We start from the raw sequence: 23,471 nt of genomic DNA, 5'->3' as shown, positions 1-23,471 counted from the left end.
TATTAATTTTCTACTATTACAAATGTAACAGCATACTCCCGTTCATGCGAAATTGTTAAATACAGTTTTAGATTCATTTTTGCGATTAATTTTTTAATATCATTATGCAATTGGAACGTTACATTACCTTTTGGTAAACTGATGATTTCAATATCTTTAAGTGAATATTTTATTTTACTATTTACTAGTGGACTTAAAGCTTTGAGCAATGATTCTTTTGCTGAAAACTTACCGGCTAAACTTTCTAAAACTCCTTTTCCTTTCATTTTTAAGTTTTCAATTTCTCTTTGTGTAAAAAATCTTTCTAGTTTTTTTTTATTTTTTAAAAAACTAGAAAGTCTCATGACCTTTATTATATCACATCCTATTGATTTCGTCATTTTATTATTCATTGGCAGTTATTTCTACTTGTATTGTTTTAGGTTCATATTCATATACTTCTATGCCATAAGTGTTATTTTTAAGTATTATGTCTGTTTTAATATCATAAATTCCGGGATTTTCGATTTTACTTAAATCGAGGTTAAGATTAATATTGTTATTATTTATATGCATTTTGGTGATTTTTTCTGATAGTCCACTTCTTATTTTGATAAACATTTCATTTTCTGAATCCAAAATTTTTTCTTTATTTTTTATTTCTAGCCCATTTTTTAGATTATTAAAAATTAAGTTAGGTTTTGTTATTGTTGTTTGTATATATTTTTTACCTAAGGTAATGTTAAGTATTACGTGGTTTTTTTCAAGCGTTATTAATTGATCTGGAGATATTACTTCAAGATGATCAGAAATAAATACAGTGTTTGTGTCAAATTCTTTTATTTTTGTTTTAATTGTATTTATTGATTTTATTACTTTTTCAGGGCCATGTATTGTTAGTCTTTCAGGTACTATGTTATATTTTGCAATAAAATATTCACCTTTTCCTTCTTTTTCAATTAATTTGAACTTGGGTTCGACTTTTACTAATTTTGAAATTTTTTTATCAAGATTTATCTTGATTTTGTTTTTTGAGAGTTTATATTCAACTATAGGAATAGGATTAAAATTTTTAATTTTTATTGGCAATTCATATTCTCCAGCTTCTTTTATGTTATTAGCTTCAACTGATAAAATTATTCGTTCAAAATCTAAATATTTTGAATCTTTTTTATTAATTTTGACTGTAAGTAATATTTTATTAAAATCAGGCATTTTACCCAATGTGACTTCATTTTCTAGTAAAATATTAAAATTTTTTTCTATATTGACCGATTCTATGCTGTTAAAGTAAAACGTGATGAACATAATAATAGCTATTAGGATAGAAATGGCTTTATTTTGCCAATCTTCAAATAATAACTTAATTATGTTTATAAATTTTTTAGTTATCATCATTATTCATTCTATTAATGCAATATTTAGTTTTTTTTTGACTTCATTCAAGCTTAAATTATATTCTAATTTTCCATTTCTTGTTAGCGAAATAGATCCAGTTTCTTCAGATGTTATTATTGTTATTGCATCTGAGTTTTCAGAAATTCCAAGTCCTGCTCTATGTCTTGTTCCAAATGTTTTGCTAATAGATTCTACATTAGATAATGGTAAAAAAGACCCAGCATATACTATTTTATTATTGCTAATAATAACTGCTCCATCATGTAAAGGTGTTTCATAGTCAAAAATTGATATTAAAATTTCGTTAGATACAATGGAATCTAATTTTATTCCTTTGTTTATTATTTGTTCCAATTGTATTTTTTTTTCTATGCAGATTAAGCTGCCGGATTTATTTTCTGATAGATGTTTGATTGCTTTAATGATTTCAGTAATAGTTTTTATAGTTTCTTCTTTATTATTTACAAGTTTAAAAGATAGATTAAAGTTTCCAATTTGCATTATTATTTTTTTGATTTCCTGATGAAATAATATAAGCATTGCAATTGGTAGTATATTTGCTATGTAAGTTAATAACCAATTGATCGTATATAAATTGAAATAATAAGATATGATGCCAATGGATGTAATTATAATCATTCCTTTAAGTAGATTTACGGAATAGGAATTAATTACATTTTTATAGATATAATAGACTAAGATGCTAATTAAACTTATGTCTAATATCCTAGAGATGATATCTTTGATTTGATTTATATTATTTATGTCTATCATAAGCATTTCTTTTTAACTGATGTTGTACATAATATAATTTTACTATACATAATGTATTGAATATATTCATACTTGTATATATATTTTAATACAAGTTAATCTTAAATTAAATTTATTTTTTATTTATGAGTAAAAAAGAAAAAATTATAGCTTTTATCTTTGATTTTGATGATACTTTAATTTATGGTAACATGCAGCAAGTACTTTTTGATGAGTATAATGTTGATGCTAATTTGTTTTGGAGTGAAGTTGAAAATTTATCTGTTACTTATAATGAAAATAGTTGTAATATTATTACTAATGAGATGATATATTTATCACATTTTTTAACTTACGTAAGAGAAGGTATTTTTAGAGGATTAAATAATAAAATATTATTTGAATTAGGTTCAAAGTTAAAGTTTTTTGAAGGTGTGATTGATTTGTTTAAAGAAATAAGTGATATAAATGAAAGTCTAAAAAAATCAGATGCAATTGTCAACATTTATATTGTGTCTAGTGGTTTTAGACAAATGATTTTGGGTAGTAGTATTGCTTCTTATGTTACTAAGGTCTGGGCTTGTGAATTTGTGGATTCGTACCTTATGCCTTTTTATCAGAGTTTAGATAATAAATTTTCGGAAAATAGTGTTTTAAGTAGTGTATGTTATTTTGTAGATCATACAATAAAGACTAGAGTAATTTTTGAATTAAATAAGGGATCTTATGATAAAATTAATAAGCGAATTCCAAAAAGTAGAAGAGAAATTCCTTTTGAAAATATGTTTTATATTGCAGATGGTTTTAATGATATTCCAGCTTTTGAGATTTTGAATAATAATTTAAATCACTATAAAAATACATTAACAGTTTATTATGGCAATAATGAGAATGCTAAAAAGTTAGTTAAGGAAAAAAGGGTAGGAGATTTGGCTGAGGCTAATTATGGTAAGGGAACTAAGTTGTATAATTGGATAATGGAAAAAATTTTTTCAAATATATGAACCATGTATATGTTTTGTATGAGTTTAATTTTAATTAATGAATTTAAGTTTTAGTATTGACTTTACTTTTAAATTATTTTTCATAATAATTTTAATGGGGGGGAAATAAGAGATGGCTTTAGAAATAAAAACAACCGATAGATTTAAGTTTGTTAGATTACAGTCGATTTTTTATGTTGTAGCTTTAATTATAATGTTGATTACTATTTTAAAAGTGGCCCAAACGATATTTAAGCCTTTATCTATTGCAGTATTGCTTGGATTTTTAGTTTATCCTATTTATACTTTTCTTAAAAAGTTAAAGATACCAAGAGTTTTAATTATTTTTATAATTTTTTTTGTTCTTTTTTTATTTTCTTATTTAGTTTTTAGCTTTGTATATTACAGTGTTACTGTTTTAATTGATCAACTTCCTTATTATCAAAAACAATTGATTTTTATTATAGTAGATATTCTTGAGAAGTATAAATTAGATAGTGCTATTATTAGTAATATTGATTTTTCTAAATATATTTATCCTTTTTTAACTAGGATATCTAATGAAATTATTGGATTTGCAAGCAGTTTGGTGGTTTTATTTTTATTATTATATTTTTTGTTATCAGAAATACATATTTTTGACATAAAAGTTAAAAATGCGTTTAAACGATCTGTTTCAAGTATGTTTATTGAAGTTTTGAGTACAATCAATAATCAAATTAGTAAATATTTGGGAATTAAGGTGTTTGTTAGCTTTCTTACTGGATTGTTGGTATTTATAGGTTTAAAGTTGTTTGGGCAGGATTTTCCTCGTGTATGGGCTGTGCTTACATTTGTTTTTAATTTTATTCCAAGTATAGGTTCGATTTTGGCTGTTTTTTTTATTATGATAGCTGCTTTGGTGCAGTTTTATCCTGATTTAAATTTAGTGCTTTATATATTTATATATAATACATTTGTTCAGATGTTGATTGGAAATATTCTTGAGCCAAAGATGCAGGGACATAGACTTGATCTGTCTCCTTTTTTATTGCTTTGTTTTCTTTTCTTTTGGGGATGGCTTTGGGGCATAGTGGGACTTTTGATAGCTTATCCTTTTACAGTTATTATAAAGGTAATAGTAGATAATATAGTATATTTGCGACCTTTTTCTGTATTTTTAAGTGGTTCTAAGATATTAACCCTTGATAATATTGATAATAATTTTAATAATAAGAAAAATTGATGCAAAAAAAAGTTATTCTTACAGGTGATAGGCCTACAGGTTCTCTTCATTTGGGGCATTATGTGGGATCTATTGTTAACAGATTAAAGTATCAGGAAGAGTATGAGACTTATATTATTATAGCGGATTTACATACTCTTACTACACAATCAGACCTAAAGAGCATTAGTGAGATATCAATTAATGTTAGAGAAATAGTTTTGGATTATTTGTCTTGTGGAATTGATCCTGAGAGAGTTAATATTTATTTGCAATCAGCAATACCTGAGCTTTTAGAGTTAAATTTAATATTATCAATGATTGTTATGGTTAATCGTTTGCAAAGAATTCCTAGTATAAAAGATATGAGCATTAATGCTGGACTGAGTGAAATTCCTTATGGGCTATTAGGTTATCCTGTTTTAATGAGTGCAGATATTTTAATGGCAAAGGCTGATTTTGTTCCTGTTGGACGTGATAATGAATCTCATATTGAGCTTACAAGAGAACTTGCTAGAAAATTTAATTTTCTTTATGGTGAGAATTTTTTTCCAATTCCTGAAGCTATATTTACGGATTTTCATACTCTTGTGGGAATTGATGGTAAAACTAAGATGAGTAAAAGTCTTGGTAATGCAATATTTTTAAATGATGATGAAAGATCATTACGCAAAAAAGTTATGTCTATGTTTACAGATCCAAAAAGAATAAGAGCGGATATACCGGGAGAAGTTGATGGTAATCCTGTTTTTATTTATCATGATCTTTTTAATAGTGATATGGATGAGCTTTGTGAACTTAAGAGTAGATATAAAAAAGGTACAATTGGAGATATTGAAGTTAAAGAGAGACTTTTTAATGTTTTAAATCAATTCTTAATTCCAATTAGGGAGAGAAGAGAATTCTTTAAAGCTAAGAAGGGTTATGTTGATGAGATAATTTTTGAAGGTACAAATAAGGCTCGAAAGGTTGCATTAGAAACTGTAAGAGATGCTAAGAATTTAATGGGTATATCAAAAACATGGAATGGAATTAGAAGGAATATAGAAAAAATGGCGAAATATAAATAAAAAAGTAATTTTGAGTATTAATTGTTTTAATTGTGGCTATAAAGTAAATTGTTAATTTTTATTTTCAGTGTTGAGATTATATTATTGAGTTTGCAGTTTTTATTAAGTGTTTGTGAAAATCCAAAATATCGTATAATAAATTGTGATATTCAGATTTAACTTCGCTTAGTACTCTGAATATAGGTTCTGTTTTTGAGCCACGCATCCATAAGCTGCCAATTATTTCGTGTTTGTCATTTTTGAGTAAAACTTTAAGGCCTCCTGATGCATCACGGGTTCTAGTAGTAGTTTGTGTTATTCCTTCGTAATTAAGGATTTCATAATTGTTAATTTGTAATTGGTTTATTATCGTATTATTTTTGTTAAATTCTGTTTTTAATAGTTTTTCATAGTTAGTTTTTAATGTTTCTTGATTTTGTACTCTTATTTTAAGTATAGCTTCTTTTGATGATACTTCTACATTACTGTAAAAGTTGATTGTTTTTAATATGTCATCGAGATTATAGTATTCATTATATGAATTTTGAGATAATGTGCACCATATTTTGTAAAGATTTTTGATTTTAAGTAATTTTATAATGCTAAAAACAGTTGCAAGTGGGTCTCTTACCTTTGAAGGATGTGTGATATTTCCTCCATTTGATCCTTCTCCAAAAATTTTTATTATTAGTCCTTTGTTTCGTAAAATATCAGCCATTTCTGTTAAATTTGCTTCTCCTACTTCAACTCTGTAAACTTTTGCATTAAATAGTGAGGCTATTTTTTCGATATTTAGAGAAGTTGCATCATTAACCACTACAGCTAAGTTTTTTTTAATTCCTATATGATAAAGGTAACTAAGTTCTGAGAGTACTGAGAGTGCAAAGATTTTTTGCGATGAAATAATATTTGCTTGTCCATTTTTGTTTATTGTAATCAGATTTCCTCTATCTCCATCACAGTCAGGTACATATCCTAGTTGGAATGAATTGTCTTTTTGAAATTTTTGTTCTAATATTTTTTTGCACATGTTTAAAGATTTTCCTTCAGGAGTCATTCCATGCTTAAAAATGCCAATTTCAGTGTTATAAAATTCTAATTTTAGTCCTAGAGATTGAAGTATTTCTTTATCAATTGAATTGATGCGAGATCCTCCGTTCATTTCAGCTATTATTCCTATTTGTTCTTTTTTGATATTTGCTTTTAGTATATCAATGTTTTCTTGGTTATACTCGTCTGAATATATGATTTGTTGCATTAGTGATTTATATGCGTTGTAAGATTGTGCTTTCAATTTGTCTTTTGAAGCTATGATTGTTTCATATGTTTTTAAGTATTTAGTATTATTATTAAAATTTTGTAATTTTTTTATTAGATTTTTTATTAGATTTTCATTTTGGATATTAGATTTGATTTGTTTTATTATTTTGTTTATTTCATTTGAATTTAACACGCCCCCATCATCTAGACCAGTTTTAATACCATTATATCCTTTAGGATTATGGCTAGCAGAAATGTATATGAATCCTTTTGAATTTTTACTAATTTTTGTGTAAGCCAAAATTTCTGGTATTGGAAGTATACCAAAAAAATTAATTTTGTTATTGTTTAAAATTAATGTTTTAATTATTATTTGTGATATTACGTTTCCCGTTGCTCTTGAATCCAATCCAACGTTAATGTATTGTTTTGGCTTGTCTTGAAAGTAATTAGATATTGTAAGTGATATTATTGCAACTAATATTTTATCATCTTCATTTATTTCATTATCCATTGAATTTTCTTTTTTTGATTGTGCAAATATTTTTCTAAATCCTGAAGGAGAGAGTATCATTTCGTTAATAGACTTTTTTAAGTTTCTCATATTTAATATATAATTTTTTAACATGTTTTTTCTCTTAATTAGTATAGTACTACAATAAATGCTAATATTAAAATATAATTGTATTTATTTACCTTATGTTTGAATGAGGTTTTTAGTATGTGTGAAGTAATAGATAAAGTTTTTTCTCAAAAAGTACTTAATATGCTTAATATGCATGACCTTAAAGGGTTAGATATATCTTTTAAAAATTTTCCAAGTGAAAGTCATAGTAATATTTTGAGTCTTACTGATAATTTTGTTAAATTAAAATTTAGAAAAGAACTTATTGAAAATAATTTGAAAAAATATTTTGATGATTATAGAAAGTTTTTATTTTCATCAGAAGGTGATTTTTATGTTTTTACTGCTGATAATTTAATAAAGATAGGATTGTCACTTTATCCTTATTTTTCGTTTGGGATTTTAAATGGAGGTTCTGCAACTAGTTATTTTGATCTACTTAAAAATAGTGATTTTAATAATGACTTATATTTTTTATATGCAAATAAAATATTAGAAGCTAAGGAATTTTTTGGACATTTGCCCAAAGGAATTACACCTGCGTATGTTAATGCAGATGGTAGTTATGGATTTTCGTTTTTAGAATTAAAAATTCGACATCTTTTATTGCTGTCTAGGCAGTATTATGAACTTTATGGTGAAAATATTAAACCTTCTATTTTTCAAATGACAAGTGTTAAGACTTATAAATTAATTTCTGATTTTTTAGACGGTATTTTTGATAATAATTTGATTAAGAGTTTAAATTATTGTGATTTTTGTAAATCGGATATTTTAACAGCAATTCAGCCTTTGGTGTATTGTTATAAAGAGTTAAGTGATGGTCATTATGAATATTTTGATTATGTTAATAATGGAAAGAAAGTTTTTTTGGCTTTACCTGCGGGACATGGTCAAAATTTTAAAGTTTTGAGGGATATTTATATGCAACTTTATAATTCAGGTAAAAAATTTGTGTATATTGGGAACATTGATAATGTTGGTTTTACTGTTAATTTAAAAACACTTGCTATAATGGCTATAACTAATGATTCTGCTGGATTTGAGTTTAGTGTTAAGACACCACTAGATACAAAGGGAGGGATTTTAATTTTAGATGATGATAATAATTTAAACTGTGTTGATATTGGTAGTGTTATTTCTAGAGAAACAGTGTTGCAATTTGAGTATAAAGGAGGTAAGATTTTTTTTAATTGTGCTACAGGTCTTTTTAATTTGGAGTATTTAATCAAAAATATTGATAGAATAATATCAGATATGCCTATGAGAGTTGTTAAACAGACTAAAGAATTTGGCAAATATACTTCAATTGAGCAAATAACATGGGAAGTTATAAAGATGGTAGATAATCCATTGATTTTTGAGGTTAATAGGGAAGATAGATTTTTACCTGCTAAATTATTTATTAATACACTTATTATGAGTAATTATATGAGTGATAAATTTTCAGATGCATTTTTTGATATTGCTAAATACTTAAATATTGGTCTTAATAATGTATTACAGAATAAATATAATTTGGATTTTAAGAAAGGTAAATGGAATGTTTAGATTGATATTATTTGTACTTTTGTTTTTTCATTTTGTTTTATTGGGTTCTATTCCAGATATAGATTATGATTATTTTGAAAGTGATAAATTTGATCTTATAGATGTTGATAAGTTTTTAGGAAAAGTTAATTCTAAAGATATTTTAAATGGAAGTTGTATTTTTATTGGTATTAGAAATGTTTCTAATCCTAGTTCTGTTCAATCACTTAGTAAAAGTGAACTTATGAAAATACAAGAGATAAATCCAGTGGGAGTTATTTTGTTTAGAGAAAACTTTAAGGATGCTGAACAAACTAAAAAATTAATTGAAAAATTAAAAAAATATCTTGGTTCCAAGCTTTTAATTGCTGTTGATGAGGAAGGGGGCTTGGTTAGTAGAGCTAGTGAAAATGAAAAACTAGGAGTGTATAATTTTCCTTCTATGGAATCTGTTGGGAAGACAAAAGATGTTCAACTTGCATATAAGATAGGTGAAATTCTTGGAAAACAACTTAGACGTCTTGGGATAAATATGAATATGGCACCTGTAGCAGATTCTAAATTTGCACCTGATAGTCCATTAGGTAATAGGACTTTTGGGTATTCATTTTACGATATTGGTCTTATGGTAGAGGCATTTGTTGATGGAATGCAAAGAGAAGGGGTTTTTGCTGTGGTTAAGCACTTTCCAGGACTTGGAGGTACTAAGATAGATACTCATAAGGATTTAGCTTTATTATCTTATAGTAAAAATTTTTTGATGTTAAATAATTTCGTGCCATTTGTTTTTGGTAAAGAAGCAAAATTTTTAATGCTTGCTCATATACTTGTACCTAATATTTCCAAGGATGTTAGTAGTATGTCAAGAGATATAGTAGAGATTATAAGGGATAATCTGAATATTTTTAGCATTATAATGACGGATGCATATGATATGGGAGCAATTGTTAATAATTTTAATTTAGAGTATGCTATTAAACAGTCGTTAAATTCAGGTATTGATATTGTACTTATTCCCGAAGGTTTTAAGGGGATTAATATAGAGAAATAATATTTTTTATTTTTGTTTATATTTAAAATATTGAAAAATTTTATGTTAACTTTTATTAAAGTTATCTTTTTTATAATACTTGAATTTGTGTTTTGTATAAATAGTGATGAATAAATTATATAGCGAATATGATAGCTGCATCTACTAAAAAATATTCACTAAGAGATGAAGAAAAGGTGGAGGTAATAGAAAATACATTATTGATTGGGATATTAAGTTTAATGGAAAGAAAAGGTAAAGCAGGAAAAAGAAAAGCAGAAATATTATTACCAGTAATAATATCTGTTCTAAGGGTTATTGGTAATTGAGGTCCTATTAAGATATTGATAATAAAGGGATATATTTGTATTTTATATTTTAATATATAAAGAGATATGGAAAAGTTAAAATATGAATTTGATAATAGATTGGCACTGTGTGGATAAAAATGGATTGGAATGATGTTAAAATCAATCCAATCATTATAAATTATTGTTATTCCAAGAAATGAACGATATTTATGTTTTTGATTATAAGGAGTTAAATTTATGTAATTATGTTGAATAATTCCAATTTGTAAGGGTTTTATGTTTGTAAATTGATTATTTGTGCGTGTATAGCACCAAGCATGTGAGTATGTTATTAATATTAAATAAGATATAAGTTTTAACTTTGTCATAGTGTGTATAAGAAAGTGTAACATTTTATTCTTATATTAAAAATTGTATTGCAATTTATTCTTTGGATCAATAGGATTACTTGATCTATTAATTAATAGACATTATCAGAAATACAATGTTTTTTATAAATTTGAAAAATATGTTAGAATTGAGATTATCAATTAATTTAATTAGTAGCCTTATTATATGTGATTATTTTGTCAAGTACGTTATTAATTAATTTTTATAGCAAATATCAAGTAATAGCACAATCTTAATTTTTTTAGTATTTATCTTATACTTTTATTTTTACTAGTCTATTAACTATTTGTTAGTTTAAGATGTTTAATTTAAAAATATTCACTAGTAAGTTTAATTTTTATTGATAAAAATATTTTTAATTATTTAAAAGGTTTTAACAGTTCTAATTTTATCTTGCATCATAATTAATATAACATTGAAATACATCGGCATTCACAAAAATTAACATTGTATGTTGTTATTATATATTCTAAATGTGGAAACAGAATACTAAAAATTTTGTGTTTTCAAATTTATAAGAAAACAACTTATAAATTTCTTATATAGATATTTGTATGAAGTGTCATTTAGCCATTCATTCATTGCTGTATGCATTTTTTTAAAGCTAAATAAATAAAAAATAGGAGGCTAAGAAAAGTATAAAAGAGAAAGAAGAAGAAAAAAGGGAAGAAATAATAGAGAATAGAAAGGGAAGAGAGATAATAGAAGAGGAGGGTGTGGAAGAAGGAAGAGAGTGAAGGGAGTAATGGTGTTGTGATGATTGTGGTGATGGTGATATGGGATATAATAATGTAGGAGTAGAAGAAGGAGAAGGAAAAGGAGATGCTAAAAGTTTAAGTGAAGTACTAATGGAAGTAGGAAGAAGTATAGTTTGAGTGGTAAATTTGGAGAAGCATCAGAGGAATTAGAAAAAGTGGCAAGCAAAGCAATGGTAGGTATTGATAACAGAGCGATGAATCAAAGAATGCAAAAGATCCAATTAGAATTGCAATTTGATATGTTTAAGGGAGTTTTAACTTCATTGAAAATCTATTTAGAATCATTAAAGAAAGTGGTAATGAGAGTGTAGTAAGTGAGTTAGGGAATAACAAACAAGGTATGTCAGTGCAAATTAAGATGCATTGAATATAGTATGATGGTGGTGATGGGATGTAATAATAGTGGGGGAGTAAAAGGGGAAGAGGGGAAAGCAAGGGAGGAAGATGGGAGTGTAATTGATTTGAAATATTAGAGTATTAAAACGAGTTATACTAATTGATATTAATCTATCTTTTTTATAATTTTAGTGATTAGTATAGGGTGACGTTAAAATTATAGCCTAACGATATTAAAATAAAAATAAAAAATACTATAGTTATAATAGCGTAAAAATACACCATGTTTTTTGTAGGGAAAAATTGTTAATAAGTAAATAATTTTGGAGTGGGATATCTCAAAAAAATTATTTGTATTATTCATTTTAGGGGTAGTATCTTGTAATCTAGATCCATAAATTATTATGGATAATAAAGGAGGAATACCTAACGATTTTTTTAAAGAGGTTGTAAATAGTTTTCAAAGTGATGAACCAAGAAAAGAATATGTTGTTAGTAAAGTTTTTGTTAAAAAAGTAGTAAGAGGAGATTCTGTAATAAAACATGAGAAAGAAGAATTAACATTTGCTCTTATAAATGATACTGATAATATATGAGATTAATAAGTCAAGATAGAAAACTATTATTTCTATAGATCTGTGAATATAGAAATAATAGTTAAGTATTTTGTTATTTCTAATTTTGAGAATTAATGGCTTTAATCAAAAAAGTAGCTGTTCTCAATTCAGGTATACCTGTCATGTTTGCTGATTTTTTGATAAATACAGCTTTATTAAGATTGAGGTTGGTATAAGAATTATCATTTAATACAAGTTTCATTGTCTCAGGTTTGTTGTTTTGCTTGTCTAATAATTTACTTAGTTTGTTGTAAGGACTATTAGGGTCTTTGTTAACTGCCACTGTAATGTTAAAACAATGAATAAGAGATATTGGTTTTCGATAACTGATTATGGGTGCGATGTTAAACTCTTCGCTAAACTTGACTAGTGTATCAGGTTGAGTGTAATATTCTAATGTTCCTTCGTTTATTTCATCTTCCGAAAGTGAAAAAAAATTTCGTTTAAATTATAGATAATCATAAATTATTTCCTTTTTTTAATAATTTTTTAATGTTTATATCTTATATAATAAAAGTATAGTGCAAAAAAAGTATAATTGAAGTTTATTTTTTTGTATTTCTAATAACATTAACAACAATATTAGAATCAATTAATAAAATAATTTCAAACTGAAACCTATAAATTTGATATATTCATGTTATGATTTTTTCGTTTGATGGTATCAATTGCTTGATTGTTGTCATTTATGTTTTTGTACATGTTGTTATTATATTAATTTTATATTATTGATGCTAGAGATATTAAAAATGTATAAAAATCTAATAATAGTAAAATTTTGTTATTGAATGTAGATAATAGGATATTTATTACTATGTAACATGAAGGTGTTATTATTTTGCTTAAATAAATAATTTTTGGAGATTTAATTTTTTAAAAATATTTTTTTAGAAGTATAATAGTGGGAGAGTAGCAGGAGGAGAGGAAGGGAAGAATAAATATTTGCAGTTATTAGTTAATGTGAGTAATGAATTTTTGAATGTTTTTACGTCTTTTGGAGAAATGGTAGAGAGTGTATTGGGATTGAATTTGGAGAGTAAGAAGTCGGATGTAGGGAATTACTTTAAGAAGGTTCAAGATACTGTGCAAGGGATAAAGGATGGACTTAATAAAATTGTTAGTGAGATGAAGAAAGAAAATAATCCAAATGTTGAGGCTACTGAGAGTGCAGTTAAAACATTGGTTGAGAGTAAACTAGATAAGATAATAGCTGGAGCGAAGAAAGCAAGTGAGGCAATTGGTGATGCTAATGACCTGATTGGGAATGTTGCTGCACAGAATAATGGTGGTGCTGCAGGTACTGATGTTGATAAGCTAGTAAAGGGAATTAAAGGTATAGTAGAAATAGTAGTTAAAGAAGGTAATGCTGATGCTGGGGATGCTAAAAAGGCTACTGATTTTGGCGATCGTGATGCTACTGCTGTTGGTATGCTATTTGCTAATAATAATGCAGGAGATGCTGCTGCTGCAAAGAAATCAGCTGCTGATGTTGCAAAAGCAGTTGGAGCAGTGACCGGTGCTGACATATTGCAAGCTATTGTTAAATCTTTTGATGCTTCTACTCTGGCTAAACACAATGAGGCCAATGGTAATTCTGGTAATGGTAAGAAAGATGCAGTTATAGCAGGAGGAATGGCATTAAGAGCGATGGCAAAAGGAGGTAAGTTTGCTGGTCCTAGTGATGCTGCTGCTGAGTACGCTCCTGTGGTTAAAGGAGCAGCAACAAGTGCGGTAGCTAAGGCATTAGATATATTGACAATAGGAATAAGAAGAGCAATAGACTTGGAACTTAAGGGTGTCAAAGAAGCAATGAAAACTAATACTAGTACTACTGCTATAGCATCTGGTAAGAGTGGTTCTAGTAGCCAAAATTAATAATCAGAATTCATAACCAAATAATAAAATAAGAGAAAAAATTATAAAGTAAAGATACTAGGATTTAAGTTCTTGGTATCTTTTATTTTGTAGTGTGTTAGACATGGATTTATTACTATGTGTTTAATTTTATCATTTGGGAGGAGGGATAGCATTGCGAGCATTGGTTAAAGAGGGAAAATTGGCTACACATAATGATGATAACGATCATAAAGCAGTACAGTCAGCAGGAGTGAGTGCGGTAAATAAATTATTAGTAGCAGTATAAGGAATAGTTAATAAGACGGTAAAAAATGTAATTGAGGGAGTGAAAAAAGAAGTGGGTAAGGCAAGAGCTCCAAAAGCATTAGGGCAGCAGTAATATTTGAAAGAGCAATGGCCCAGGGTGGTAAATTTGCGGCTAAGAATGAAGAAAAATCAGCTCATGCAGTCAATGGAGTAGCAGTAAGTGCAATAAACAAAGTATTGAGTACATTAACAATAGCGATTAGGAATACAGTAGATGAAGGATTGAAAGAGATTAATAGGGTATTAGGAGAAGTTAAACAAGGAGAGGATTCTACTAATAAAGTTAATGAATAGGTGAATTATTTGTATAATATTTTTCTGAAAAAAGGAGATAAGAGAGCTTTATGGCTCTCTTGTTGTGTTCATTGAATAGATATATTAGTTAAAGATGGTAAATTAGCTGCTAAGGGTGAAGATAAATCTGAACATGCAGTAAATGGTGTATCGGTAAGTTCAGTTGGTAAAGCACTAAGTACACCAATAATAGCAATAAGAAACACTGTTGACAGTGGATTAAAAATATAAATGAAGTTTTATCTAAGTTTAAACAAGAAGATAAGACAGCATGCTGGGGTTGTGGGGATACTGACATTGGTGATGCCTTGTCTCGATAACACACCTTAACTTAAGGAAAACATATCTCCTCAACAAAAAGAAAAGTGTTTCCCTTAAATGACTTTATCATTTAATTTTCTATTTACTTAGTAGCAGAAGTTTGAATAGTACCAGCTATTGGAGCTAATGTTCCAGTAGTCTCAGAGTATTTTATTCCATTAACAGTTTCTTTAATTTTATCAATTTCAAAATTTACTGCTTTTCTAATTATTATATCCAATATTCCTAATACTTTATTAACAGCACTTGATGTTGATGCATTAACAATATCACTATCAACATTGCATTTTGAATCTTATCAATCATTGTCCATGGGTTAGCTTTAACAACTTCAGCAGCTAATTTAGAACCAGAATTAGCTGTACAGCCTGAAGCATTACCACCAAGTGCATCATCATGTGCAGCATCAGATATACATTATTTACAGAATTACTTGCAGTTTCAGTATTAATCTTCACACTAACACTAGTAGCAATCTCAATTGTCTCTTTCACTCTTTCAATACAGCATCAGCACTAGCTTTGTCGGATGTAACAATGGAATAGCGGAGCTAGAAAAGAAGAATGAGTTTTTAAGTTCTATTGCGAATTTAGGTAAAGGATTTTTGGATGTTTTTGTGGCATTTGGGGATATGGTGAGTGGGACATTGGGGATAAAAGCAGAAACTAAGAAGAGTGAAATAGGGAAGTATTTTGGTGATATTGAAAATACAATGAAAACAACGAAAGCAAAATTGAATGAGATTTTAGAAAAGAATGGGAATTATGAGAAAGTAAAGGAAGAGGTATTAAAATTTATTGATAAATTAACTAAGATAGAAGAAGGAGCAAAGAAAGCTGCTTTGGGTGCTACTGGTGGGGTGATAGGAGAGGTTGTAAAATCTAATGCTGCAGGGAATGGTCCTGATGCAGGAAGTATAAAGAATTTAGTTGAGGGGATCAAAGGAATAGTTGATTTGGTTATTACGGGAGGAGATGGGGGAGCAGATAAAACTAATCCGGTTGATGATGATAAGAAGAATATTGGGAAGTTATTTGGGGCTAAAACTGAGGATTCTAAGGGAGCTGAAGATAAACATGTGGCAGCCGCAAGTGCATCCGTAGGAGCAGTAACTGAAGCTGACATATTAAAAGCAATAGCAGCAGCTAATGCAGATGCTAAGAGAGATGGTAAGGTTAATGAGGCTGAGGATGTGGCTGCTTTGGCTTTAGCTAAGGGGACTAATATTGATAATGATGATCAAATTAAAGATTCAGCAAGGAAAGATGCAATTATTGCAGCAGGAATAGCCTTAAGAGCAATGGCAAAAGATGGTAAATTTGTTGTAAAGGACACTGCTGATAAGAAGACTGAAGCTGTTGTAGCTAAAGGTGTAGCTACACAGAATAATCCAGACGCAGATGATGCAGGTAAAGCATCGGCAATACTTGCAAGTGTAAGTGGAGAGGAAATACTAGCATCAATAGTTTCATCGAAAGAGAGTAATGCAGCACTAGTAGGGGAATGCAAGTGTAGATACAAGTGCAATTTCTTTTGCGAAAGGGGGTCAAGCAGCTCACTTAGCACATACAACTGATGCTAAAGCAGCAGCGGTATCGGGAGGAATAGCATTACGATCATTGGTTAAATTAGGTAAGCTAGCAGCAGGAGCGAACCCTAATGTAAAAGGAGGAGAAAAAGACGTACAAGGAGTGGGAATAGCTGCAGCAAATAAGTTATTATTAGCAGTGGAGGATTTAATTAAAAAGGCAGTAAAAAATGTTCTAAAGAAAGCAAAAGAAAAAATAGATGAAGCAAGAGGTCCAAAAGAGCCAGTTTCAAGATCAAGTAAATAAGGAAGGCAAATTAAGAAAGAAGACAAATAGTAAATTAGGTTATTAAGTAATAGGATTAGAAGGCAGCAAGCAAAAGATTTGTTTAGATTGCCTTCTTTATTTTTAAATAACAATAAGAAGTTAATAAGTATAATGTCATTATGATAATGAACGTTATATAGGAAAAGTTTTGAGAATATGTAAAAAGGGTTGAAAGGGACTAATTATAGGTTAAGGAGCTAACAGGTGAAATTTTGGTGCATTTAATGTTGTGCTGAATTAGTTGCATCAGCGTTGTTTTCAGCAGCACTAAATTTTACCAGTCTTAGTTATTGCTTTGAGAGCTACTGATGTTGATAGAATTGGCGCTGATCTTTACCAGTACTAATTTAATGTTGTCTAGTGTTTCCAACTTTATTAACATCATAACTAGTAAGAGCGACAATCTTATCATTTTTTTCTTATCTATCATGACTTATGGATCTGTTTTAGGTGCTTTTTTAGTAAGTTTAAGTATTTATGTAGGAAAGAAATATAGGCATGGAAATCAAATTTATAAATAATGGTAGCAAGGCGATTAAGAATGATATATAAATCAAAATTTACCTTTTAAATGAATAAATGATAAATCATTAATAGTGACAGTTTCCTAATTATTGCATCAAGTATTCCTGCTGCATTGAACTACAATTGAGGTAGTGGAGATATAGTTTAAAGAGCAAGTGATATTTTTGAACAATTAATTGATGTCCTAACTGGATGGAATATCTATTGAAAAAATTCTTCCGTTGCTGTTATTAATATTGGTCTTAGTTTTATATTGTAAATTTTAAATTACTATATTAACACTTTTTATTATCGGGATTAAATTCATAATCATTATTATCAATCAAATTATCATCATTGTTTATACTGATTAGTCCAATATTATCGTTCGTTTTTATTTCATTTTTTCTGTTGGAGTAGTGTTAAAAAGAGAGAGAAGTGGGTCTTTATTATTGGGTTTAAAGATAGGTGAAATTTTTAAAGAGTTGATTAAAGAGGGAAAAAGATGATGAGAGTAATTAGACGCATTATTGGAATCAGTTTCCTTATGTTGGTTATGGGATTGAGTATGCTCCTGTGGTTAAAGGAGCAGCAGTAAGTGCAGTAGCTAAGGCATTAGATACATTAACTGTGGCAATAAGAAAAACAGTTGATGCAGGACTTAAAACAGTAAAAGAAGCAATTAAAATAAATGCAAATGACATTCCTGTAACTTCTGATAAGAAGATATCTGAAACTAATAATTGATAAGAGAAAAAATGATCAAATAAAGAGTAATTTCCTGGAAACACTTCTTTTGTTCTTTATGAGGTAACAGAGAAGATTTTTTCTTGTTAAATGAGGTTATGTGCTATATATAGAATATTTGTACTATGGATTGTAGTATTACGAATACTATTTATAAGTATGGATTTATTTATTTATAACAAATTTTGGTTACTTTCATTTAAGCTTTAATTTTATGTCAGTTACAGATAATTTAAATTTTTGTAAGCTCGCCTGATATTTTCATAATTAATCACTTCATAAAGATTTATAGAATGCTTAATATATTTAAATTTATGCTAAGAAACATGTTCATTAACATGTTACAATGTTGACAAAAGCATCTAAAAATCTCTTTCCTAATTCTTTTTGTCTTTTTGAGACGTAAAAGGAAAATGTTTTCTTGTTAAGATTTAATTGATTTTAATATATTCTTTTATATTTTTTATTGAACATTCATTTATCGTGTGTGTATTTGATATGTGTGTTTTATTCATTTTTATTGTGTTTTTTCTGTTGAAGTAATGTTGTTAGAAAGATAATCTCTTTAGACAAGAGAAAGAATACCTATTTTCTAAAGAGAGAGAATAACTTTTTTAGAAGAGAGAAGATTTCATTTGGAGAGAGATTTAGGGAAAGGCTTTTTGGATGTTTTTGTGACATTTGGGGATATGGTGAGTGGGACATTGGGGATAAAAAAAGCGGATACAAAGAAGAGTGAAATAGGGGAATATTTTAGTGATATTGCTGAGACAATGGGAATAGTGAAAACAAAATTAAACACTATAGTTGTAGAGCATGGTAACTATCCGAAAGTGAAAGAAGTAGTTGGAGAAGTTTATTAGTGGAATATTAGATAAGATTGAGGAGGGAGCGAAAGAGGCATCAAAGAGTTACAGGGGATATTATAGGAAATGCTACTGCAACTGGACATGGAGCTATTCCTGCTGGTAAAGATGCAGTTATTTCTCTTGTTAAGGGATAAAGACAATTGTTGAAGTTGTTTTAGGAAAGGAGATGGTAGTGAGATGCTGATAAAACAGGAGGATATGATAAGGAGGATATTGGTAATTTATTTGCTGATGATGCTCTGGTAAGAGTGATGCGAAAGAAAAAAATATTGAAAAGGCGACAGCAAGTATAGGGGTAGTGAATGGAGTAGATATATTGCAAGCAATAGCTAAATCTCAAGATAATCCTGTTGTTAATGATACTGAGGGAATTGAGAAAGCGGGAGATGCGGGAGAAATTGTGGTAGCTAGTTCTAGTATATACACACATGATAAATGAATGAGCAAGAATTAGCAGCAGATGACGAGGAATTTAAAAATGCATACAAGACATTGAAAGAAATAATAAACGCAGTTTGAAACTATTTCTTTAATTTTCTTAATAAGTCAGCTCAAAATTGCAATTTCTTAGAGTTCAACATTCCAATCTTTCACAGTTTAAAAATAACAACATCAACATTAAGTTATAACCACCTTTTAAAGTCTTCCTCCTTTGTTAAGGAAGCTGCTAGTACTGCAGAGAGACATCAACTAGTGGAAAAAATAAATAATTATCTATAAGAAATTGGTACTAAATATTTAAAGGAAATACTTCTATTGTTCTATATTAGGGAACGTAGGAGATGTTTTCTTTTATTTAGTGAGATATTTTGATTTTTACATTGGTAATTATTTACTAATAACTCTTCATCTTTGTTTGTGTCTTGTCTTAGCCAATACCTTATTTATCTCTTTTATACACTATCTACTGTATTTCTCACTGCTATTTTATTCATTTTTATTGCGTTTTTTCTGTTGGAGTAAAGTTGATAGAAAGAGGAAGAAGGACTCTTTAAATAAGATGAAGAGAAGGGAACTTATAAAAAGAGAAGTTAAAAAGAAGAGAAGGAAGTATGTATTCTGAGTAACTTTTTTTAGAAGTTAGATGGGCTTATTTAGATGGGCTTATTTAGATGGGCTTATTTAGGAGAGCTTAGAGAGGGAAGGGAAGAGAAGGGAGCTTTAAATAAAAGGATTTAAAGATTGGGGGGATTAAAGAGTTGATTAAGAAGGGAAAAAGTAAGATGAGAGGAATTAGAGGAATAAAAGATAAAGAAGAAATGAGAGGGGGTATTTGGAAGATGAGAGGAGTGATCAAGAGAAGTTTGGTTATTATGATGGTTATGGGAGTGATGGGATGTGGGCAACAAGTAGGAAAAGAGAAAGGGAAAAGTTTAAATGAGGTGTTGATTGACGTTGGAAGGAGTGCAGAGAATGTTTTTTATTCGTTTTTGGAGTTAGTTTCGGGGACTTTGGGTTTTACTGTTACTAAGGATACGAAGAAGAGTGAAGTGGAGACATATTTTATCAATATAGGTAAGAAAATTGCATCTGCATCAGAAGAATTAGAGCAAGTAGCAGTAAAAGCAACGGCAGATATTGATAAAGATAGTATATTAAATAAGACCATTAGAAGTGCAGTTGATTCAGCTAAGAAGACATTAGAAGTATTAAGAGGACATTTAGATTCTTTAAAGGATATAGGTGATAGTGATAAGGTAGGTGTGGCAGTTTCTCAAAACCAGGGAGTAGCAGTAGCTGAGCCTGAATTAAAGAAAGCATATAATGCATTTAAAGGAATAGTGGACACATCAGTGGGATTAGGAGTTGATAGATTGAAAGAGAGTAATGTAACATTGGCTCAAGCCTCAATAGGTGTGGCTAATCCGGAAAATGGAGCCAAGGTCTTGGCAGCAGGTGCTAATGCAGGAGCAGCAGTGGGAGATAAAGCTGCATTAATAGTATCAGCGGTGAGAGGAAAAGAAATGTTAGAGTCTATCGTTAAATCAGCAGAAGATAAAGCTGTAAAAATAGAAGCGAATGCAACTGCAGATACAACTCCATTGGAATTTGCAGTAGGGGGAACAGCAGCTAATGTAGCTAATGCTAATGCTAAAGCAGCAGCAGTAGCAGGAGGAATAGCATTGAGATCATTAGTTAAAGGAGGTAAATTAGCTGCACATGATAATAACGATGACAAAGCAGTACAATCAGCAGGAGTAAGTGCAGTAAATAAATTGTTAGTATCATTGGAAGATATAGTTAAGAAGACAGTAAAGAATGTTCTTGAGAATGTAAAGCAAGAAGTAGATAAGGCACGAGTTCCAAAAGCAGAAGTTTAGTTAGAAATAAGATAGATATTTAGATTAATTACTTAGAAGTTAGAGTGGAAGGCAATCTTAGCGATAAGTTTAATTTGCCTTCTATTATTTTAAGGAAAAGGTGTGTATTAGGGTAATTTATATACTAAATCGGATATGGGGAAATATTAAAGACAGTTAAAAAAGCTGTAGAGGGGATTAAGAATAAGCTTAATAAAATTGTTGCTGACATGAAGAGTGAAGGAAATCCGAATGCTGGGGGGGAGTAGAGAGTGCAGTAAATAAATTAGTTAGTGAGACGCTTGATAAGATAATCGAGGGCGCAAAGACTGTTAGTGAGGCTATTGGTGATGCTAGTGAGCCAATTGGAAATGTTGCTGCTGCTGCTTCTGGAGGGTACTGCTGGGAATGTTGATAAATTAGTACAGTGAATAAGGGAATGGGGTATAGTAGATGTGATACTTAAAGGCGTAGGAGATTTTGAAGCTGGTGATAATAAAAAGGCTGAAGATGGTAATAGCGCAAAGGGGGGTAACGATGATTCAGGCAAGCTTTTTGCTAGTGACAATGCCGCGGTGCTAATGCTTCTGCAAAGAAGTCAGCAGCGGATGCGGCTAAGGCGGTTGGAGCGGTAACTGGGGCTGATATATTATAAGTCATGATTAAAAGTAGTGATGCTGTTGCGTTAGCTAAAAATAGTGTGGCTAATGGTAATGTTGCTAATGCTAAGAAAGATGCGATTGTAGCAGGAGGTGTTGCATTAAGAGCGATGGCAAAAGGTGGTAAATTTGCTAATGCTAGTGATAATGATAATGATGGGGGGTTATTGCTACTGCGATTAAAGGAGCAGCTGTAAGTGCTGTAACTAAGGCATTAGATACATTAACTATAGCGATAAGGAAGACAGTCGATTTGGAACTTGAAATTATAGAAGTAGTACTGAAAGAAGGCAATGCTGAGGCTGGAGATGGTAAAGAAGCTGATGCTCTTGGAGCAAGGGGTGCTAATGCTGTTGATTCTTCAGATAATGCAAAAAAGGCAAGGTGCTGATGCATCTAAAGTAATTGGTGCAGTAACTGGTGCTGATATATTGCAAGCTATTTCTTCTAAAGGTAATGGTGATGCAGCTAAGTTAGCTAAGCATAATGTTACTGCTCAAGTTACTGGTGTTGCTTTTGATGTTAAAGATGCGGTTATAACAGGAGGAATAGCATTAAGGGCCATGGCTAAGGGAGGTAAATTTGCTAATGAGAAGGATGCTGCTAATAATGATGTTGTTACTGTAGTTAAAGGAGCAGCAGTAAGTGCAGTAACTAAAGTATTAGATACGTTAACTATTGCGATAAGAAAAACAATAGATTTTTGGGACTGAATGAAGTTAAAGAGGCAATGAAAATTAATACTAATGATATTTCTGTAATTTCTGATAAGGCAACTCCTAAAGCTTAATTTAATAACAAGAGAAATAAATATATAGTTAAATTTAGGAAAACTTTTTTCTGTATGAGAGTTGTTTTCCTTTTTTTATTTATTCATTTTTCTTTCGTTTTTTCTATTGGAGTAAAGTTGATAGAAAGAGAAAGAAGGACTCTTTAAATAAGATGAAGAGAAGGGAACTTATAAGAAGAGAAGAAAGGAATGATAAGAGAAGAAAAAGAAGAGAAGGAAGTATGTATTTTGAGTAACTTTTTTTAGAAGTAAGGAGGTCTTATTTAGATGAGCTTAGAGAGGGAAGGGAAGAGAAGGGAGCTTTAGATGATTAAGGATTTAAAGATTGGGGGGGATTAAAGAGTTGATTAAGGAGGGAAAAAGTAAGATGAGAGGAATTAGAGAAATAAAAGATAAAGAAGAAATTAGAGGGGGTATAGGGAAGATGAAGAAGGTTATCAAGAGAAGTTTGATTATTATGATGATTTTGGGAATTATGGGATGTGGACAATCAAAAACACAACCAGGAGCTCAAAACGGTTCAGGAGGCGTTGGGAATGGGATAAGTGGGGCAATGATGGCATTAGGTAGGAGTGCTGAGAATGCCTTTTATGCTTTTTTAGAGTTAGTGTCTGATGTTTTGGGTTTTACTGCAAAGTCAGATACAACTAAGAATAAAGTAGGAGAATATTTTAGTAGTTTAGGTGCTAAGCTTGGGGAAGCATCAAAAGAGTTAGAAGAAGTAGCAGAGAAATCAGATACAGGT

General features: G+C 29.5%; 14 protein-coding genes and 13 pseudogenes. 21 read left to right on the top strand and 6 right to left on the bottom strand.

Going from position 1 to position 23,471, the window contains the following annotated elements:
- Positions 1–2: 2 nt before the first annotated feature.
- The 3 genes from BRE_RS00110 to cdaA are packed head-to-tail and all read right to left on the bottom strand — an operon-like array spanning position 3 to position 2,151.
- Positions 3–392 carry a 4'-phosphopantetheinyl transferase superfamily protein gene (locus tag BRE_RS00110; RefSeq protein ID WP_012537786.1) on the bottom strand — a complete coding sequence of 130 codons (390 nt, stop codon included), beginning with the start codon at positions 390–392 and terminating at the stop codon, positions 3–5.
- Positions 385–1,377, bottom strand: a complete 993-nt coding sequence (locus BRE_RS00105) for a YbbR-like domain-containing protein (protein WP_012537785.1) — start codon at positions 1,375–1,377, stop codon at positions 385–387. Before BRE_RS00105 ends, BRE_RS00110 begins: the two co-directional genes overlap by 8 nt.
- A gap of 3 nt (positions 1,378–1,380) precedes the next feature.
- Positions 1,381–2,151, bottom strand: coding sequence for a diadenylate cyclase CdaA (gene cdaA / locus BRE_RS00100; protein WP_041178066.1), 771 nt, complete (start codon positions 2,149–2,151; stop codon positions 1,381–1,383).
- A 125-nt stretch (positions 2,152–2,276) separates the two neighbouring features.
- Here cdaA and BRE_RS00095 point away from each other — a divergent pair, with 125 nt between their 5' ends.
- The 3 genes from BRE_RS00095 to trpS all read left to right on the top strand — a co-directional run bounded on the left by BRE_RS00095 (position 2,277) and on the right by trpS (position 5,387).
- Complete coding sequence (locus BRE_RS00095; protein WP_012538594.1) at positions 2,277–3,134, top strand: HAD family hydrolase; 858 nt, start codon at positions 2,277–2,279, stop codon at positions 3,132–3,134.
- Between the two features lie 112 nt (positions 3,135–3,246).
- Complete coding sequence (locus BRE_RS00090; protein ID WP_012538593.1) at positions 3,247–4,338, top strand: AI-2E family transporter; 1,092 nt, start codon at positions 3,247–3,249, stop codon at positions 4,336–4,338.
- Positions 4,338–5,387: a tryptophan--tRNA ligase gene (gene trpS / locus BRE_RS00085; protein WP_041178065.1), complete on the top strand. Its 1,050-nt coding sequence runs from the start codon at positions 4,338–4,340 to the stop codon at positions 5,385–5,387. Before BRE_RS00090 ends, trpS begins: the two co-directional genes overlap by 1 nt.
- 76 nt (positions 5,388–5,463) lie before the next feature.
- Here the strand turns inward: trpS and BRE_RS00080 are convergent, their stop codons facing one another.
- Entirely contained in the window at positions 5,464–7,254 is a 1,791-nt protein-coding gene (locus BRE_RS00080; RefSeq protein ID WP_012538591.1) for a phosphoglucomutase, read from the bottom strand.
- Positions 7,255–7,347: 93 nt separating this feature from the next.
- On the opposite strand from BRE_RS00080, the gene BRE_RS00075 reads away from it, so the two are divergent.
- The 5 genes and pseudogenes from BRE_RS00075 (at position 7,348) to BRE_RS00055 (ending at position 12,202) form a co-directional block, all read left to right on the top strand.
- Complete coding sequence (locus BRE_RS00075; RefSeq protein ID WP_041178064.1) at positions 7,348–8,802, top strand: UTP--glucose-1-phosphate uridylyltransferase; 1,455 nt, start codon at positions 7,348–7,350, stop codon at positions 8,800–8,802.
- Complete coding sequence (locus BRE_RS00070; protein ID WP_041178176.1) at positions 8,795–9,832, top strand: glycoside hydrolase family 3 N-terminal domain-containing protein; 1,038 nt, start codon at positions 8,795–8,797, stop codon at positions 9,830–9,832. Before BRE_RS00075 ends, BRE_RS00070 begins: the two co-directional genes overlap by 8 nt.
- A 128-nt stretch (positions 9,833–9,960) precedes the next feature.
- Positions 9,961–10,140, top strand: coding sequence for a hypothetical protein (locus BRE_RS06205; RefSeq protein ID WP_038365786.1), 180 nt, complete (start codon positions 9,961–9,963; stop codon positions 10,138–10,140).
- Between the two features lie 1,240 nt (positions 10,141–11,380).
- A pseudogene (locus BRE_RS06430) lies at positions 11,381–11,566 on the top strand (variable large family protein); the annotation flags it as partial.
- A gap of 444 nt (positions 11,567–12,010) precedes the next feature.
- On the top strand, positions 12,011–12,202 hold the full coding sequence (locus BRE_RS00055) for a hypothetical protein (protein WP_041178062.1): 192 nt from the start codon (positions 12,011–12,013) through the stop codon (positions 12,200–12,202).
- 79 nt (positions 12,203–12,281) lie between these two features.
- On the opposite strand, the pseudogene BRE_RS06200 reads toward BRE_RS00055, so the two are convergent.
- Positions 12,282–12,650, bottom strand: a pseudogene (locus BRE_RS06200) (DUF1463 family protein); the annotation flags it as partial.
- A 470-nt stretch (positions 12,651–13,120) separates the two neighbouring features.
- Between BRE_RS06200 and BRE_RS00045 the strand changes: the two are divergent.
- The 4 pseudogenes from BRE_RS00045 to BRE_RS06350 form a co-directional block, all read left to right on the top strand.
- Positions 13,121–14,098: pseudogene (locus BRE_RS00045) on the top strand (variable large family protein); the annotation flags it as partial.
- A 136-nt stretch (positions 14,099–14,234) separates the two neighbouring features.
- A pseudogene (locus tag BRE_RS05935) lies at positions 14,235–14,459 on the top strand (variable large family protein); the annotation flags it as partial.
- A gap of 5 nt (positions 14,460–14,464) precedes the next feature.
- Positions 14,465–14,680 (top strand): annotated as a pseudogene (locus BRE_RS00040) (variable large family protein); the annotation flags it as partial.
- 84 nt (positions 14,681–14,764) lie between these two features.
- A pseudogene (locus tag BRE_RS06350) lies at positions 14,765–15,000 on the top strand (variable large family protein); the annotation flags it as partial.
- Positions 15,001–15,083: 83 nt separating this feature from the next.
- Here BRE_RS06350 and BRE_RS06345 read toward each other — a convergent pair.
- Positions 15,084–15,266 (bottom strand): annotated as a pseudogene (locus BRE_RS06345) (variable large family protein); the annotation flags it as partial.
- Positions 15,267–15,482: 216 nt separating this feature from the next.
- On the opposite strand from BRE_RS06345, the pseudogene BRE_RS06190 reads away from it, so the two are divergent.
- From BRE_RS06190 to BRE_RS05915, 9 genes and pseudogenes are all read left to right on the top strand, one after another.
- Positions 15,483–16,379 (top strand): annotated as a pseudogene (locus BRE_RS06190) (variable large family protein); the annotation flags it as partial.
- Positions 16,365–16,836: pseudogene (locus tag BRE_RS06185) on the top strand (variable large family protein); the annotation flags it as partial. The pseudogenes BRE_RS06190 and BRE_RS06185, both read left to right, overlap by 15 nt.
- 329 nt (positions 16,837–17,165) lie before the next feature.
- A complete protein-coding gene (locus tag BRE_RS06180) occupies positions 17,166–17,378 on the top strand; it encodes a hypothetical protein (protein WP_156768685.1) in 213 nt (70 codons plus the stop codon).
- A 556-nt stretch (positions 17,379–17,934) separates the two neighbouring features.
- A pseudogene (locus BRE_RS05920) lies at positions 17,935–18,108 on the top strand (variable large family protein); the annotation flags it as partial.
- A 644-nt stretch (positions 18,109–18,752) separates the two neighbouring features.
- Positions 18,753–19,392, top strand: a pseudogene (locus BRE_RS06425) (variable large family protein); the annotation flags it as partial.
- Between the two features lie 844 nt (positions 19,393–20,236).
- Positions 20,237–21,298, top strand: a complete 1,062-nt coding sequence (locus BRE_RS00020) for a variable large family protein (protein ID WP_041178173.1) — start codon at positions 20,237–20,239, stop codon at positions 21,296–21,298.
- Positions 21,299–21,433: 135 nt separating this feature from the next.
- Positions 21,434–22,222 (top strand): annotated as a pseudogene (locus BRE_RS06890) (variable large family protein); the annotation flags it as partial.
- A pseudogene (locus BRE_RS00010) lies at positions 22,202–22,726 on the top strand (variable large family protein); the annotation flags it as partial. The pseudogenes BRE_RS06890 and BRE_RS00010, both read left to right, overlap by 21 nt.
- Positions 22,727–23,183: 457 nt before the next feature.
- The coding region (locus tag BRE_RS05915; protein ID WP_408605202.1) for a variable large family protein at positions 23,184–23,471 on the top strand (288 nt) is incomplete at its 3' end.

This window comes from Borrelia recurrentis A1 (assembly GCF_000019705.1).
GTDB lineage: Bacteria > Spirochaetota > Spirochaetia > Borreliales > Borreliaceae > Borrelia > Borrelia duttonii.
This window is presented reverse-complemented; position numbering and strand designations above follow the sequence as displayed.

Excerpts from the sequence above, each read along its gene's own strand:
- BRE_RS06180 (WP_156768685.1), top strand. The coding sequence starts at position 17,166 with ATGTTGATAGAATTGGCGCTGATCTTTACCAGTACTAATTTAATGTTG.
- BRE_RS00110 (WP_012537786.1), bottom strand. The coding sequence starts at position 392 with ATGAATAATAAAATGACGAAATCAATAGGATGTGATATAATAAAGGTC.
- BRE_RS00090 (WP_012538593.1), top strand. The coding sequence starts at position 3,247 with ATGGCTTTAGAAATAAAAACAACCGATAGATTTAAGTTTGTTAGATTA.
- BRE_RS00105 (WP_012537785.1), bottom strand. The coding sequence starts at position 1,377 with ATGATGATAACTAAAAAATTTATAAACATAATTAAGTTATTATTTGAA.
- BRE_RS00055 (WP_041178062.1), top strand. The coding sequence starts at position 12,011 with ATGGATAATAAAGGAGGAATACCTAACGATTTTTTTAAAGAGGTTGTA.
- BRE_RS00095 (WP_012538594.1), top strand. The coding sequence starts at position 2,277 with ATGAGTAAAAAAGAAAAAATTATAGCTTTTATCTTTGATTTTGATGAT.
- BRE_RS00075 (WP_041178064.1), top strand. The coding sequence starts at position 7,348 with ATGTGTGAAGTAATAGATAAAGTTTTTTCTCAAAAAGTACTTAATATG.
- cdaA (WP_041178066.1), bottom strand. The coding sequence starts at position 2,151 with ATGATAGACATAAATAATATAAATCAAATCAAAGATATCATCTCTAGG.
- BRE_RS00080 (WP_012538591.1), bottom strand. The coding sequence starts at position 7,254 with ATGTTAAAAAATTATATATTAAATATGAGAAACTTAAAAAAGTCTATT.
- BRE_RS00070 (WP_041178176.1), top strand. The coding sequence starts at position 8,795 with ATGTTTAGATTGATATTATTTGTACTTTTGTTTTTTCATTTTGTTTTA.
- BRE_RS00020 (WP_041178173.1), top strand. The coding sequence starts at position 20,237 with ATGAGAGGGGGTATTTGGAAGATGAGAGGAGTGATCAAGAGAAGTTTG.
- BRE_RS06205 (WP_038365786.1), top strand. The coding sequence starts at position 9,961 with ATGATAGCTGCATCTACTAAAAAATATTCACTAAGAGATGAAGAAAAG.
- trpS (WP_041178065.1), top strand. The coding sequence starts at position 4,338 with ATGCAAAAAAAAGTTATTCTTACAGGTGATAGGCCTACAGGTTCTCTT.